The sequence below is a fragment of the Phenylobacterium sp. T106 genome (genome assembly GCF_057219735.1).
Genome location: NZ_JBXVWA010000008.1, coordinates 130,454 through 144,005, shown reverse-complemented (window position 1 = coordinate 144,005; position 13,552 = coordinate 130,454). Strand labels below are relative to the sequence as shown.

The following is a 13,552-nucleotide window of genomic DNA, read 5'->3' as shown; positions in this document are numbered from 1 at the left end:
CGCCTCAGGTCCGGTGGATGGGGTCGATCCAGGCGACGCCTTCGGGGCGTTCGGCGGGCTCTATGTCCAGGTTCACCACCACCGCCTCGGAGTCGGAGCGGACCAGCACGCACGACAGCGGCTCGTCGGTGGAGGCGTTGATCTCCTGGTGCGGCACATAGGGCGGCACATAGATGAAGTCGCCCGGCCCGGCCTCGGCCGTGAACTCCAGCCGTTCGCCCCAGCGCATGCGCGCCCGGCCGGACACCACGTAGATCACGCTTTCCAGCGGGCCGTGGTGGTGGGCGCCGGTCTTGGCGTTGGCGTGGATGTGCACCGTGCCAGCCCACAGCTTCTGGGCCCCCATCCGCGCGCGGTCGATGGCCACGGCGCGGTCCATGCCGGGCGTGGTGGCGGTGGCGGGGGCCAGCTGGTCGCCGGGCACCACGCGCACGCCGGTGTGCTTCCAGCCGTCGTCCGGGATCTGCGGGGCGTCGTCGTTCATGGCGTGGGCGCCTGGGCCGTGGCGGGGGCCGTGGCGGGGGCCGGAGCCGTCGTGGCCGGCGCCGCGGCGGGCTGGGCCGGCGGCGGCGGGGCGTGGCGGCTGACGCGGACGATCCGCACGGGCTTCACCAGCATCTCGCCCTTCATGGCGCCTTCCCCGCGGTTCGGATCGACGGGCAGGGCGATGATCTTCTGCACCACGTCCAGGCCCGCCACGACGCGGCCGAAGGCGGCGAAGCCGGGATTCTTCGGGTCCTTGGGGTCGGCGTCCAGGTAGCTCATGTCGCCCAGGGTGATGAACCAGTCCGCCTGGGCTGTCCCCGGCGCGTGCCGCCCCATGGAGATGGTCCCGGTCTGGTGCTTCAGGCCCGTCAGCGTGGTGGGCTCGTGCCGGATCGGCGGCAGCACCTTCTTGGGGTCGTTCTGCAGGCCGCCCTGGATCGAGCCGTAGTCCGTGCCCGCGTACCCCTTGGGCCGCGACGCCCGGTAGAACGTGGCGCCGTTGAACAGGCCCCGGTCGGTGTAGCGCAGGAAGTTCGCCGCCGTGACCGGCGCCTTGTCGGTGGCGAGCTCGACGACGATGTCGCCCTCGCTGGTCTGGATCCTCACCTGCGGCAGGGGCTTGGGCGCGGGGGCCGCCGCGGGCGGGGCGGCGGGCGGCGCGGCAGGTGGCGTCTGGGCCTGGGCGGCGGTGACGGCGAAGGCGGCGGCGAGCGCCAGGAGAGAGCGGCGGAGCATGGCCGCAGGTTAGCGCGGCCTCAGCGCGCGCGACAGCGGATGTAGGTGTCGGTCTGGCCGCGGGACTTCAGGCCGCCCTCCGCCAGCACCACCGTCTGCACGCGGCTGGCGCACATGCGGCGCGATCCCGCCTGGATCCCAACGCTGGTGGTCACCTTGGCCGAGCGGCCGTCCGCGGCGATCGCGATTCGGAACACCCGCGCGGCCTCGCGCGGCTGCGCCTTCGCCACCGCTTTGAGGGTCTGGGCGCGGGCCTCGGCCAGGGTGGCCGTCCCGTAGGGCACGGGGGGCTTGCCCCCGTTGTAGGCCTGGTCGGTGAACGTCGCGTCGGGAGTGAAGGCCGCGAAGTAGGCGTCCAGCCGACCCGCGTTCCACGCGGCCTGCTGGCGGACCACGAAGGCGCGCACGTCCGCGTCGCTGATCCGGGTCTGCGCCGCGGCCGGCGTGGCGATCACGAGGGCGAGGACGAGCGCGCGCATGGTTCAGGAACGCGCGAGCCAGCGCATGCGGTAGCCGTTCATCGCCGTGTCGCCCAGCCGCTCGAGCAGGCGGTAGTTCACGAAGGCGCCGATCGGCGCGCCGACGACCGGGATCATCTGCGCCAGCTTCGCGAGGTCGATGTAGTCGCGGTACTCCTGCTGGAAGCGCCGCCAGTCGAAGTGCTCGAAGTCCGCCGGATGGTCGCGGCCGTCCCAGCCCTCCAGGCCGGCGAACACCTCCGCCCGATGGTCGGCGCTGGAGAACGCCAGCTGGAAGAGCGCCAGGATGTACAGCCGCTCCTCGAAGCGGTCGGCCTCGTGCCCGTAGATCGCCGCGAGGTCGAACAGCAGCTTGATCTTGATCACCAGCAGCGCGGGGAAGTCGGCCAGCGCCAGCCAGAAGCCGCCGGCGCCGGCGACGCCGCCCTCGACGGCGGCGGTGGTGCGGTAGCCCTCGATCGCTTCCAGCGCCCGTCGGTCGCGTTCGCGCAGCGAGGCGCCGGCGATCGGCGCGGCGGTGGTCAGGTCGGCGCCCGTCAGGATGGTGCGCGTCAGGCCCTCCATCACGGAGGTGACGGCCGCGTGCACCTTTTCGGGGATCAGCCGGTTGATGCGCCCCTGCACGCCCTTGGCGGCGCGGTCGAGAAGGTTCGCGCGCCTGAGGACCTCGTCCCGCCAGCGGGCGACCTCGGCGGCCGCCCAGTGCTCGTAGGCCGCATCGGTGGCGGCGAAGGGAGGCGACGCGCGGGCTATGACGCCGTCACCATCTGCAGGATCCAGGCGGCGATCGCGGTGATGACGCTGCCCGCCAGCGCGCCCCGAACGAAGGCGCCGTTGCGTTCCCACCAGATTCGCCGGGCGCGCATGCGCTGCGCGCGATCGACCTTGCGTCTCTGCATTGGCGTCCTGTCCCCCGTCGACCGGCGACGTTCTAGCCATGGCGGCGCGTGCGGTCGAATCCGGAACTCGATCGGGTCCGGCGGGTTCGCATGCGATCCACCCCATAGGAGCATGCAGATGCGGATGATCAGCCTTTGCGCCGCGGCGGCGCTCGCGGACGCCGCCCTCGCCGGCTGCGACAGCTCGCCGCAGAGCGTCGACGGCGCCAGCTCGCCGAGGGGCCGCTAGCCGTGCGCGCGCTCTTCGCGATGGTCATGCTGGCGCTGGCCGGCTGCGCGAGCGGCGGCGGCGCGAGCCGGGAGGTCTCGGCGGTGGTCGAAAACGAGCAGGCCCGGCAGGCGGCGGTGGACTCCGCGCAGGCCGGGGCCGACAGCGAGGCTGCGCTCAAGGCCGGCGCCGCGGCCGCCCCCGCGCCGCCCACGCCGGCCCCGGGTGATCCTCCGAACTGAGCGCTGCGCCCGCCCGGCGACGGCTACTTCGCTTCGGCCTGCGCCTTCATGGCCTTCATGACCCCGGCGAAGGTGGTCGCGCGGCCGTTGCGGTTGGCTTCGCGCTGGTCGGCCGGGATGCTCGTCTGGTCGTAGAACAGGCTGTAGATCAGCTTGGACGACTTCTTGTCGACCGGCCGGACTTCGACCGTGCCGTGGTAGAGGATCTTCGGATCGATGTCGGCGTAGGTGTAGGACATCGGCGTGCGGGCCACGATGACCTCTTCCACGCGGCCGGCGATCTTGCGCAGGGCGCCCAGCTCCCCGTCCGTCCCCGAGGTGACCTCGCACGGGATGGTCATGCCGGGCCGCAGCCACTTGCCGATCTCGCAGTAGCCCTTGAGCTTGGCCCACGCCACGTCGGCGGGCGCGTCGATGGTCGTCTCCTGGACGATCGAGACATAGTCGCCGGCCTGGGCCTGGGCGGCGAGGCCCAGCGCGGCGGCCGCCGCGGCGAGCCCGGTTGCGAGTTTCATGGCGTGGAGCCTCCCCTGATGATTGCGGCGAGCATATCCGCCGTTCGCCGCTCAGAGGAAGATTGGCCCTAGGGAAAGCAGGGCGAATATCACCACGACCACCGCCAGGATGAGCCCGGCGCGGGGATTGGCGCCGAGCAGGGACTCGCTGCGCCGCGTCGGCTTCGCGGCCGGCGCGCGGGCGGCCTTGTCCCGCTCGCGGCGATAGGCGCGCAGGTCGGTGACCCGGGGGTCGCCGCGGTCACGCTCGGATGGCTTGCGCCCCATCAGCCGGCCAGCTTCTCCAGGTCCTCGGCCGAGATGTCGGCGTTGGAATAGACGTTCTGCACGTCGTCGTCGTCCTCGAGCGTCTCGATCAGCTTCATCAGCGTCGCCACCGGTTCTCCGCTCAGGGGGGTCAACGCCTTGGGCCGCCAGGCGATCCGCGTCGAACTGGCTTCCCCCAGCGTGCCCTCCAGCGCCTGGGCGACCTCCGAGAGTTGCTCGAAGGCGGTCCAGATGGTGTGCCCATCCTCGTCGGACTCCACGTCCTCGGCGCCGGCCTCGATGGCGGCCTCCATGACCTTTTCCTCGGAGCCGGCCGCAGCGGCGTAGGTGATCTGGCCCACCCGGTCCCACATGAACGACACCGAACCGGTCTCGCCCAGGTTGCCGCCGTGCTTGGTGAAGGTGGAGCGCACCGTGGAGGCGGCGCGGTTGCGGTTGTCGGTCAGCGCCTCGACGATGACGCCGACGCCGCCCGGTCCGAAGCCCTCGTAGCGGATTTCCTCATAGGTCTCGGCGTCGCCGCCGATCGCCTTCTTGATGGCCCGGTCGATCACGTCCTTCGGCATGGACTCGGCCTTGGCGTTCTGGACCGCGAGCCGCAGGCGCGGGTTCATGTTCGGGTCCGGCATCCCCGACTTCGCCGCCACGGTGATCTCGCGCGAGAGCTTGGAGAACAGCTTCGAGCGGGCCGCGTCGGCTCGGCCCTTGCGGTGCATGATGTTCTTGAACTTTGAGTGGCCGGCCATGGTCTGTCGATGCGGTCGAGGAAAGCCGCAGCTTCTAACCCGCCCGGGGCGCCCGGCGGAACCCCCCGTCAACGGCGGCGGTTAGGCCCGGGCAACCGGAGCCTGCGCCATGAGCCCGCCGATCGAACCCCTGGAGCCCGAAGCCGCCAGCGGCGAACTGGTCCACTGGATGGCGCCGGGCCGCCTCTTGCTCGGGCCGGCGGGCCTGGCCACGGCGTTCGGCGCGGGGCTCCTGCTCGGGCTGGGCGCCCTGGCCGTGCTCAACCGGCGGCCGTCACGCCGCGGCCCCGTCCCGCCCCTGGCTTGAGCTCAGCCCTCGGGACGGCCGACGCCCCCGACCCAGAGGGCTGATGAACGGCTCGACGCGACCTCCGGTCTTGACGTCCTCGGCTGCTTCCTGACCCTCGGCCGCCAGGCTGTCGCCTCCGCCGGCGGCGTCGCGAGAATCCCGTTCCCTCGCGCCGCCATCCGGCCTATATGTGAAGCCTCACCGCCCGGCCGAAAGGCCGGGCGCCTTCGTTTCCGAGACGACGAAAATGACCCAGATCCTGATGCCCAAGGCGACCGCCGTGTGGCTGGTCGACAACACCTCGCTCACCTTCGACCAGATCGCGGACTTCTGCGAACTGCACCCGCTGGAGGTGAAGGGCATCGCCGACGGCGAGGTGGCGCGCGACATCCGCGGCGCCGACCCGATCGCCAACGGCCAGCTTTCGCGCGACGAGCTGGACGCGGCCGAGAAGAACCCGAACTACCGCATGAAGGCGCAGAAGAGCCGCCACGCCGAGCTGCTGAAGCCCGTGAAGAAGGCGCCGCGCTACACGCCCGTGTCGCGCCGCCAGGACCGCCCGGACGCCATCGCCTGGTTCATCCGCAACCACCCGGAAGTGCCCGACAGCCAGGTCGCCCGCCTGCTGGGCACCACCAAGGCCACCATCGACCAGGTGCGCAACCGCCAGCACTGGAACTCGGCCAACATCAAGCCGGTCGATCCGGTGACGCTCGGCCTCGCCACCCAGCTCGAGCTGGACGCGGTGGTGAAGAAGGCCGCCGAGAAGAAGGCCCGCGACGACGCCCGCCGCGGCGTGGTGGAGCCCGAGGGCGCCACCCTGCTGCCGGCCTCCGAGACCGGCGTGATCGACGACGAACCCGAGCCCGAGCGCGAGATCGAGCACACGGCCGAGTCCGTCTTCGCCGATCACGACGACGGCGACGACGACGAGGACTGAACGACGAAGGCCCCCGCCGCGAGGCGAGGGCCCGTCACGTCAGTGGATCTGGCCCCGGAGGGTCTCGATCTCCTCCTTGAGCCTGAGTTTCTGTCGCTTGAGTTCCTTGAGCTTGACGTCGTCGGCGTAGGGCCTGCGCATCTCGTCCTGGATCGCCTGTTCCAGGGACTGGTGGCGGGATCCGAGTTCGCGGATCCGGGCATCTAGCGCCATGCGAAGTGCCTCCTCTCAGTTCATGCGACTTCCGAGTGAACACCCGCTTCCGCCGGCTGTCAGATCACATATGGTTGCAGGGCGGCCGGGGAACCGGTTCCGCCTTCGAGTCGGGGATCCCTGAATGGCCAAGCCGGAGAAGCCGCGCCTGATCGTGGGCGTTTCAGGCGCATCCGGCGCCCTCTACGGCCTTCGCGCGCTGGCCGCCTGCCGCGACCTCGGCGTGGAAAGCCACCTCGTCATGAGCCGTTCCTCGGCGCTGACCCTGGCCCAGGAGACCGGCCTCTCGGTGGCCGACATGCAGGCCCGCGCCGACCAGGTCCACAAGGTCACGGACGTGGGCGCCTCCATCGCGTCGGGCTCGTTCCAGACGCTGGGCATGATCGTGGCGCCCTGCTCGGTGCGCACCATGAGCGAGATCGCCACGGGCGTGACGTCGTCGCTGCTGACCCGCGCGGCCGACGTGACGCTGAAGGAGCGCCGCCCCCTCGTGCTGATGGTGCGCGAGACGCCGCTGCACCTGGGCCATCTGCGCACCATGGTCCGGCTCGCCGAGATGGGGGCGGTAATCGCCCCGCCCCTGCCGGCCTTCTACGCCAGGCCGCAGAGCCTGGACGAGATGGTCGACCAGTCCGTGGGGCGCGCCCTCGATCTCTTCGGGCTGTCGTGGGCGCCGGTGAAACGCTGGGGCGAGGACATCGCCCCGCTCAAGGGCGAGGGCTGAGCCTTGGCGATCTGGGAATGGGTGCTGGAGGCCTACGCCCGGCCGGGCGTGCCCGAGGCCACGCTGAGGCTGCAGGACGAGCACGGGCAGAACACCTCGTTCCTGCTCTGGGCCGTGCACGCCGAGGCGAAGGACCCCGAACTGCTGAAGCGCGCGGCCGCGGCGGCGCGCGCCTGGGACGCGGTGGCGCTGAAGCCGCTGCGCGCGGTGCGCCGCGACCTGAAGCCGCCTCTGCCGCCGTTCGACGACGATGCGCGGCTGGCGTTCCGCAAGGACGTGAACCGCCTGGAACTGGAGGCCGAGCGCCTGCTGATGGAGACGCTGGAGGGCCTTTCCAGAGGGTCCGGCGGCGCCACCACGCTGGAAGCGCTTGAAGCGGCGTCCGCGGCGTGGGACAGGCCCGCGCCCGCCGCCGCGCTCGCCGAGCTCGCCGCGGCGCTGGGGTAGGGACCGCGGCCCGATGATCGACTATTCGACGTTCACCGAGGAGGCGCTGGAGGCGCGTCTCGCGGAGCTGCGTCAGGACCACGCCGATCTCGACGCGGCGATCCACGCCCTCGCGGCCACGCCCGTGCCGGACCTGATCGTGATTGGCCGCCTCAAGCGCAAGAAGCTGCTGATCAAGGACGACATCGCCCGCGTCGAGGACGTCCTCAACCCCGACATCATCGCCTGACCCCTTCCTTTCCCGCTTGCGGGAAAGGGGTGGAAAGGGAAAGCCCCACACGCCGCACTCAAGGCGCGCCGCCTTGCCCGCCGCCTGCCCTTCCCACCACCCGCTCTTCGCTTCGCTCGGCGGGCGGTCCCCCCTTCCCGCGCGCGGGAGGGGAAGGTGAAACAAGCGCGCCCCCTTCCTTTCCCGCCTGCGGGAAAGGGGTGGAAAGGGTAAGCCCCAGGCGCTGCGCTCGAGACACGCGCCCTCGCCGGCCGCTCGCCCTTCCCACCACCCGCTCTTCGCTCCGCTCGGCGGGCGGTCCCCCCTTCCCGCAAGCGGGAAGGGAAGGGCGTCAGGCGCTCTTGCGGCGGCGCTTGGCGGCGAACATGGCCGCGTCGGCGTCGGCGACGAGAGACTCGGGGTCGGCGTCGGCCACGATCTCGCGCACTCCGTAGCTGAGCCGCACGGGGGCGCTCCCGCCCGGAAACGAGATCGGCTCGGCCTCCATGGCCTGGGCCAGCGCCGCGGCCTTGGCCTCGGCCGTGGCCTGGTCGGTCTGCACGAGGATCAGGGCGAACTCGTCGCCGCCCATGCGCCCCAGCACGTCGCTCTCGCGCACGTTGGCCGCGAGGCGCTCGGCTACCGCCTGGATCGCCGCGTCGCCGGCGCCGTGGCCGTGGCGGTCGTTGATCGCCTTGAAGCCGTCGAGGTCGAAGTAGACCAGGCTGGCGGGCGCGCCGTACCGCTCGGCGAAGGTGCGGATCCGCGCCAGTTCGCGCACGAAGGCGCGCCGGTTGAGGAGCGGGGTCAGCGAGTCGCGGTCGGCCAGCGCCTCGGCCTGCGAGAGCCGCGCCTTCAGGCGGCCGACCTCGTTGCGCAGCTCGTCCAGTTCGGCCAGCAGGTGGCGGATCGCCGCCTGGACCGCCGGCGTCATCTCGGGCTCGGGCACGCCCAGGATCGCCACGGTGTCCGGTTTCGCCGCGGCCGCGGCCGCCGTCGCCTGGCGCGCCCCCGCCGGACGCCGCGCCGGCGAATAGGGATCGGTGCGCGCGCCGCCTACCTTCATGACCCGCCCCCCGACCTTCGCCTGTTGCAACGCAATGGTTAACGCATTCCATCGCGTCGCGGTTAAGGGAATCTGACCGGGCTGCATTGTGCCGGGAAGGGCGGCGCCTATACTCCGCGCCCTTCCGGGGCAGGGGAATCCGCAGAAACCGCCATGAGCGCGCCCGTCGTCATCATCATGGGCAGCCGGTCCGACTGGCCCGTGCTGCGCCACGCCGCCGAGATGCTGGAGGCGCTCGACGTGCCGTACGAGGCCAAGGTGGTCTCGGCGCACCGGACTCCGAAACGGATGTACGACTTCGCCACGGGCGCCAGGGCCGCGGGGGTGAAGGTGATCATCGCCGGCGCGGGCGGGGCGGCGCACCTGCCCGGGATGACGGCGTCGCTCACCGACCTGCCGGTGCTGGGCGTGCCGATCGAGTCCAAGGCGCTCAAGGGCATGGACAGCCTGCTCTCCATCGTCCAGATGCCCGGCGGCATCCCGGTGGGCACGCTGGCCATCGGCGAGGCCGGCGCGAAGAACGCGGGCCTGATGGCGGCCCGGATCCTCGCGCTTTCCGACGAAGGGCTGGCCGCACGGGTGGCCGAGTTCGCCGCACGCCAGACCGCCAGCGTGTCCGAAGCGGTCGAATAGGACGTCCCATGCCGCAGTTCCCGCTTCCGCCAGGCTCCACCCTCGGCATCCTCGGCGGAGGGCAGCTCGGCCGCATGCTGGCGCTGGCCGCCGCCCGGCTCGGGTTCGAGACGGCGGTGCTCGAGCGCGACGCCGACAGCCCCGCGGGCCAGGTCGCCACCCACACCATCGTCGGCGGCTATGACGACCCGGCGGCGCTCGAGGCGCTGGCGCGGCTCGCGCGCGTGGTCACCTATGAGTTCGAGAACGTCCCCGCCGCCTCGGTCCTGAAGCTGCAGGCGCTCGGCGTCGACGTGGCCCCGGGGGCCGAAGCGCTGTCGGTGGCGCAGGACCGCGTGGCCGAGAAGCAGTTCCTCAACGCCAGCGGCGCCCCCACCGTGGCCTTCGCCTTCGCCGACAGCGCCGCGGGCGCGGCGGCCGCCGCCGCGACCATGGGCGCGCCGCTGCTCATGAAGACCCGCCGCGAGGGCTACGACGGCAAGGGCCAGCGGTGGGTCGAGCATGTCGCCGACGCCGCGGGCGCCTTCGAGGCCCTGGGCGGCCGGCCCGTGATCCTGGAGGCGCCTGCCGACTTCGTGCGCGAGCTCTCGGTCATCGCCGCGCGCGGGCGCGACGGCGCCACGGCGGTCTATCCGCTCGCCGAGAACCACCACGAGCACGGCATCCTGCGGCGCAGCCTCGCGCCGGCGCTGGTGATGCCGCACATCGCCTTCGAGGCCGAGAAGATCGCCGCGCGCGTGCTGCAGGGGCTGAACTACGTGGGCGTGATCGGCATCGAGCTCTTCGAGATGCGCGACGGCCGCCTGCTGGTGAACGAGATCGCGCCGCGGGTTCACAACTCCGGCCACTGGACGCAGGACGGCTGCTCGGTCGACCAGTTCGAGCAGCACGTGCGCGCGGTCGCCGGCTGGCCCCTCGGGCCCACCCAGCCGCACGCCCGGATCGAGATGCTGAACCTGCTGGGCGACGAGGTCGACCAATGGGCCAGGCTCGCCGCCGAGCCCGACTCGCGGCTGCATCTCTACGGCAAGCGCGACACCAAGCCCGGCCGCAAGATGGGCCACGTCAACAAGCTGAGGGCGCTCTGAGCCGAGCCTGACCTCACGCTCGGCCGCCATCAGGGTGGAGGGGGCGGAGATCTCTGCGCGCTCTGCGTTTTTCTCTTCGTCCTCCCGCACCCTCACGGCCGTCATCCCGGTTTCGCCGCAGGCGAAGACCGGGACCCATACGCGCCCGATGTGGAGGGATGGCCCGCGGGCGGCGCCGCTGCGCCTCATCCGGAAAGGCGGAGTCTATGGGTCCCGGTGTTCCGCTTGCGCGGAAACCGGGATGATAGGGATGGGGGGTGGCGCCGGGACCCTGCGCAGGGCCACCAAGCGTCACCATGACCTAGGCGCCCCGACCTCGGCGAGGCATTCTCCGCCCGTTCCGGGGGGGCGTATGGCGTCGGTGGGCGTAGCAGCTTTGGCAGGACGGGCCGCGCGCCTGCGCCGTCTCCTGGCGCCGGCGCTGGTGCTGGCTGTCCTGTGCGCCATCTGCGCGCCCTTCTTCGTGGATCAGGTGGCCCGCGGGGCTCCGACCGCACGGGCAGGCGTCGCCGACTTCTCGGGCTGGGGCCCGCTGTCCAAGCCGGTGGAGCTGAGGGGCGACTGGCGGCTGACCTGGCGCACCGCGCCCGCGCCCGGGGCGACTGCCGACATACCGGTGCCGGGCCGGTGGGAAGGCGCGAACCTGGCCGGCCGCCGCCTGCCGGAGGCCGGGGCCGCGTCCTACAGCCTGACCATCCGGGGCGTCCCGGCCGGGCGCTACATCCTCTACGTCCCCAAGATCTACGGGGCGAGCCGCGTCGTGGCCGACGGCCGCGTCCTGTCCGAGCGGGGACAGGTCGGCCTGACGCCTCAGGCCTCGCGCTACAGCCTGCGTCCGCATGAGGTGACGATCGACGCCGACGGCTCCGACCTGGAGCTGCGCATCGACGTTTCGACGTTCCACTACGCCACCAACGGCCTCGACGACGCGCCGGTGTTCGGACTGGCAGAGCCCATGGGCAAGTGGATCTCCCTGGACTGGATGCGGACGCTGCTGCTCGTGGTTTCGCTGCTGCTCCTGGCCTGTTTCAGCGCCGTGGTCTTCGTCTTCAGGCCCCAGGATCGCGCCTCGCTCTACCTGGCGCTCTCGGCCATCCTGCTGCTCCCGCTGGTGGCCTTGCTCAGCCACGACAACCTGCTGGTCCTGATGATGCCAAGCGCGGGCTTCACGACCATGATGGCCTTCCAGCTGGTGACCAGCAGCGCCGCCTTCGGCTTCGTGCTCGCCTATGTGCGCGAGCTGTTCCCGGCCGAGACGCCCCGCTGGGTCTACTGGCCGCTGCAGGGTCTGATCGCGCTGAGGATGCTGAGCTACGGCGTGGCGGGCGCGCTCGATCAGCCGGTGCTGATGTCGCACCTTTCGGAATGGGCCTCGCCGCTACGCGCGGTGACGCTGCTCTACGTCCTCGGCGTGGTGATCGCCGCGGCCTGGCGTCGTCGCGAGGGCGCGGGCGTCTTTCTCTTCGGCCTTACCGGCATGGTCGCGGCGATGCTCTACACCGACCTGGCGACCAACGGCCTCATCCCGCGCACCTTCGGCCTGAACCAGCTGCCGATCGGCGTGCTGCTGCTGCTGTTCTCGCAGATCGTGATCCTGGCGCAGCGGTGGAGCCTCGCCATCGAGACGGTCGAGCGCACCAACGGCGACCTGCGGCGGTTGCTGGACGTGAACATCTCGATCTCCAGCGAGATGCGCCTCGACGCCCTCCTGAAGAAGATCGTCGAGGCCGCCTCGAAGGTGATCCACGCCGACCGCAGCTCTCTCTTCCTCCACAACGCCAAGACCGACGAGCTCTGGTCGGCCGTGGCCGAGGGAATCGACGGCCGCGCCATCCGCATCCCCTCGGACGCCGGCCTGGCGGGCTGGGTCTTCACCCGCGGCGAAACCGTGAACCTCTCGCGCGCCTATGACGACGAGCGCTTCAACCGCGCCGTCGACGACGCCACCGGCTATGTCACCCGCAGCGTGCTGACGGTTCCGGTGACCGCCCGCGACGGCCGGCGCCTGGGCGTGATGCAGGCCCTGAACCGCCAGGATGCGCCCGACTTCGACGACGCCGATGTCGCCCGGATGAACGCCTTCGCCGCCCAGGCCGCGGTGGCCATCGACAACGCCACCCTCTTCTCGGAGGTGGCGGCCGAGCGGACGTACAACGAGAGCATCCTGCGCTCGATGTCGAGCGGGGTGATCACCCTGGACCGGGAGATCCGCGCCGCGAAGCTGAACGCGGCCGCCGCGCGCATCCTCGAGATTCCCGCCGACCGCCTCGACGGCGTCGACGCCCGCGCCTGGCTCGAAGAGACCAATCCCGCCGTGCTCGTGGAGATCGAGGCGGTGGCCCGCAGCGGATCGCACAAGATCCTGCTGGACGCCGACATCCGCACCGCCCGCGGGCGGCTGGTCTCCGGCAACATCTCCATCGTCCCGCTGATCTCGACCGAGGACGCCAGCCAGACGGGCCTGCTGGTGATCATCGAGGACATCAGCGAGAGCAAGCGCATGCAGGGCGCCATGCGCCGCTTCATGAGCCAGAAGGTCGTCGACCAGGTGTTGAGCCGCGGCGACGACATGCTGTTCGGCGCGGCCTGCCAGGCCAGCGTGCTCTTCGCCGACATCCGCAGCTTCACGAGCCTCGCCGAGAAGCTGCAGCCGCGCGAGACGGTCGAGATGCTCAACGAGATCTTCACAGAGCTCTTCGAGGCGGTGGCCGCCTCGGACGGGGTGCTCGACAAGTTCATGGGCGACGGGCTGATGGCCGTGTACGGGGCGCCGCTCACGTCGGGCCGCGACGCCCTGAACGCCGTGGACAGCGCCGTCCAGATGATGCGCACCATCGACGCCATCAGCGCCGCGCGGGTGGCCCGCGGCCTGGAGCCGATCCGGCTGGGCATCGGAGTCTCCACCGGCGAGGTGGTGGCCGGCACGATCGGATCGCCCAAGCGCATGGACTACACGGTAATCGGCGACAGCGTGAACCTCGCCGCTCGGCTGCAATCGACCACCAAGACCTATCAGGTGGGCGTCGTGTGCTGCGAGCGGACCGCCGCCGCGGTTGCGGGCCATCGCCGGCTGCGCGAACTCGACACCATCCGTGTGCGCGGCCGCGAGCGGCCCGAACGGATCTTCGAGGTGCTGACGGGTGAGCCCCAGCCCGTGCATGCGGCCTATGCACAGGGCCTGGAACGACTGGGCCGGCGCGACTTCATGGGCGCCGCGGAGGCCTTCGCCACTGCGTTGGCGGCCGACGCCGCAGATCGTCCCTCGGCGCTGATGCTGGACCGCGCCCGCGCGCTGGCGCGCGATCCTGCTCCCGCGGACTGGGACGGCGTCTGGGCCGCCGTCGACGCGGGCTGAGCGGCCAGGGTC

The 13,552-nt window shown here is 71.6% G+C and carries 19 protein-coding genes; 9 read left to right on the top strand and 10 right to left on the bottom strand.

Annotated features, from left to right (window positions below):
- Positions 1-4: 4 nt before the first annotated feature.
- Genes AC2D8W_RS17710 through AC2D8W_RS17690 form a run of 5 tightly spaced genes read right to left on the bottom strand, consistent with a single transcriptional unit; the run spans position 5 to position 2,599 of the window.
- Positions 5-484 carry a cupin domain-containing protein gene (locus AC2D8W_RS17710; RefSeq protein ID WP_484672630.1) on the bottom strand — a complete coding sequence of 160 codons (480 nt, stop codon included), beginning with the start codon at positions 482-484 and terminating at the stop codon, positions 5-7.
- The gene (locus tag AC2D8W_RS17705) at positions 481-1,221 is read right to left on the bottom strand and encodes a peptidylprolyl isomerase (protein WP_484672629.1); all 741 of its coding nucleotides are present in this window, start codon (positions 1,219-1,221) and stop codon (positions 481-483) included. Before AC2D8W_RS17705 ends, AC2D8W_RS17710 begins: the two co-directional genes overlap by 4 nt.
- A 20-nt stretch (positions 1,222-1,241) precedes the next feature.
- Positions 1,242-1,700, bottom strand: a complete 459-nt coding sequence (locus AC2D8W_RS17700; RefSeq protein WP_484672628.1) for a nuclear transport factor 2 family protein — start codon at positions 1,698-1,700, stop codon at positions 1,242-1,244.
- Positions 1,701-1,703: 3 nt separating this feature from the next.
- Entirely contained in the window at positions 1,704-2,453 is a 750-nt protein-coding gene (locus AC2D8W_RS17695) for an EcsC family protein (RefSeq protein ID WP_484672703.1), read from the bottom strand.
- Positions 2,450-2,599: a hypothetical protein gene (locus tag AC2D8W_RS17690; RefSeq protein ID WP_293480793.1), complete on the bottom strand. Its 150-nt coding sequence runs from the start codon at positions 2,597-2,599 to the stop codon at positions 2,450-2,452. The genes AC2D8W_RS17695 and AC2D8W_RS17690 overlap by 4 nt, the downstream gene beginning before the upstream one ends.
- A 231-nt stretch (positions 2,600-2,830) precedes the next feature.
- On the opposite strand from AC2D8W_RS17690, the gene AC2D8W_RS17685 reads away from it, so the two are divergent.
- The gene (locus AC2D8W_RS17685; RefSeq protein WP_293480770.1) at positions 2,831-3,049 is read left to right on the top strand and encodes a hypothetical protein; all 219 of its coding nucleotides are present in this window, start codon (positions 2,831-2,833) and stop codon (positions 3,047-3,049) included.
- Between the two features lie 23 nt (positions 3,050-3,072).
- On the opposite strand, the gene AC2D8W_RS17680 is transcribed toward AC2D8W_RS17685, so the two are convergent.
- From AC2D8W_RS17680 to AC2D8W_RS17670, 3 genes are read right to left on the bottom strand one after another with little or no spacing between them, the layout of a single operon-like run.
- The gene (locus AC2D8W_RS17680) at positions 3,073-3,564 is read right to left on the bottom strand and encodes an SRPBCC family protein (protein ID WP_293480772.1); all 492 of its coding nucleotides are present in this window, start codon (positions 3,562-3,564) and stop codon (positions 3,073-3,075) included.
- A 51-nt stretch (positions 3,565-3,615) separates the two neighbouring features.
- Positions 3,616-3,831 (bottom strand): hypothetical protein, encoded by a 216-nt coding sequence (locus AC2D8W_RS17675; RefSeq protein ID WP_484672627.1) that lies wholly within the window; start codon positions 3,829-3,831, stop codon positions 3,616-3,618.
- Entirely contained in the window at positions 3,831-4,577 is a 747-nt protein-coding gene (locus tag AC2D8W_RS17670) for a YebC/PmpR family DNA-binding transcriptional regulator (RefSeq protein WP_484672626.1), read from the bottom strand. Before AC2D8W_RS17670 ends, AC2D8W_RS17675 begins: the two co-directional genes overlap by 1 nt.
- Before the next feature lie 109 nt (positions 4,578-4,686).
- Here AC2D8W_RS17670 and AC2D8W_RS17665 point away from each other — a divergent pair, with 109 nt between their 5' ends.
- Both AC2D8W_RS17665 and AC2D8W_RS17660 read left to right on the top strand, forming a co-directional pair.
- Positions 4,687-4,884 carry a hypothetical protein gene (locus AC2D8W_RS17665; RefSeq protein WP_484672625.1) on the top strand — a complete coding sequence of 66 codons (198 nt, stop codon included), beginning with the start codon at positions 4,687-4,689 and terminating at the stop codon, positions 4,882-4,884.
- Between the two features lie 229 nt (positions 4,885-5,113).
- On the top strand, positions 5,114-5,806 hold the full coding sequence (locus AC2D8W_RS17660) for a DUF1013 domain-containing protein (protein WP_293482303.1): 693 nt from the start codon (positions 5,114-5,116) through the stop codon (positions 5,804-5,806).
- Between the two features lie 39 nt (positions 5,807-5,845).
- Here the strand turns inward: AC2D8W_RS17660 and AC2D8W_RS17655 are convergent, their stop codons facing one another.
- Entirely contained in the window at positions 5,846-6,019 is a 174-nt protein-coding gene (locus AC2D8W_RS17655; protein ID WP_293482302.1) for a YdcH family protein, read from the bottom strand.
- A 124-nt stretch (positions 6,020-6,143) separates the two neighbouring features.
- On the opposite strand from AC2D8W_RS17655, the gene AC2D8W_RS17650 reads away from it, so the two are divergent.
- Genes AC2D8W_RS17650 through AC2D8W_RS17640 form a run of 3 tightly spaced genes read left to right on the top strand, consistent with a single transcriptional unit; the run spans position 6,144 to position 7,419 of the window.
- Positions 6,144-6,743 (top strand): UbiX family flavin prenyltransferase, encoded by a 600-nt coding sequence (locus AC2D8W_RS17650; RefSeq protein WP_293482301.1) that lies wholly within the window; start codon positions 6,144-6,146, stop codon positions 6,741-6,743.
- Between the two features lie 3 nt (positions 6,744-6,746).
- Positions 6,747-7,190, top strand: coding sequence for a TIGR02444 family protein (locus AC2D8W_RS17645; RefSeq protein ID WP_484672624.1), 444 nt, complete (start codon positions 6,747-6,749; stop codon positions 7,188-7,190).
- Between the two features lie 13 nt (positions 7,191-7,203).
- Positions 7,204-7,419, top strand: a complete 216-nt coding sequence (locus tag AC2D8W_RS17640; protein ID WP_484672623.1) for a YdcH family protein — start codon at positions 7,204-7,206, stop codon at positions 7,417-7,419.
- 331 nt (positions 7,420-7,750) lie between these two features.
- On the opposite strand, the gene AC2D8W_RS17635 is transcribed toward AC2D8W_RS17640, so the two are convergent.
- Positions 7,751-8,464: a GGDEF domain-containing protein gene (locus AC2D8W_RS17635; protein ID WP_293482298.1), complete on the bottom strand. Its 714-nt coding sequence runs from the start codon at positions 8,462-8,464 to the stop codon at positions 7,751-7,753.
- 153 nt (positions 8,465-8,617) lie between these two features.
- Here AC2D8W_RS17635 and purE point away from each other — a divergent pair, with 153 nt between their 5' ends.
- The 3 genes from purE (at position 8,618) to AC2D8W_RS17620 (ending at position 13,540) form a co-directional block, all read left to right on the top strand.
- Positions 8,618-9,097: a 5-(carboxyamino)imidazole ribonucleotide mutase gene (purE, locus tag AC2D8W_RS17630; protein WP_484672622.1), complete on the top strand. Its 480-nt coding sequence runs from the start codon at positions 8,618-8,620 to the stop codon at positions 9,095-9,097.
- Between the two features lie 8 nt (positions 9,098-9,105).
- Complete coding sequence (locus AC2D8W_RS17625) at positions 9,106-10,185, top strand: 5-(carboxyamino)imidazole ribonucleotide synthase (RefSeq protein WP_484672621.1); 1,080 nt, start codon at positions 9,106-9,108, stop codon at positions 10,183-10,185.
- A gap of 352 nt (positions 10,186-10,537) precedes the next feature.
- The gene (locus tag AC2D8W_RS17620) at positions 10,538-13,540 is read left to right on the top strand and encodes an adenylate/guanylate cyclase domain-containing protein (RefSeq protein WP_484672620.1); all 3,003 of its coding nucleotides are present in this window, start codon (positions 10,538-10,540) and stop codon (positions 13,538-13,540) included.
- Positions 13,541-13,552: the final 12 nt, after the last annotated feature.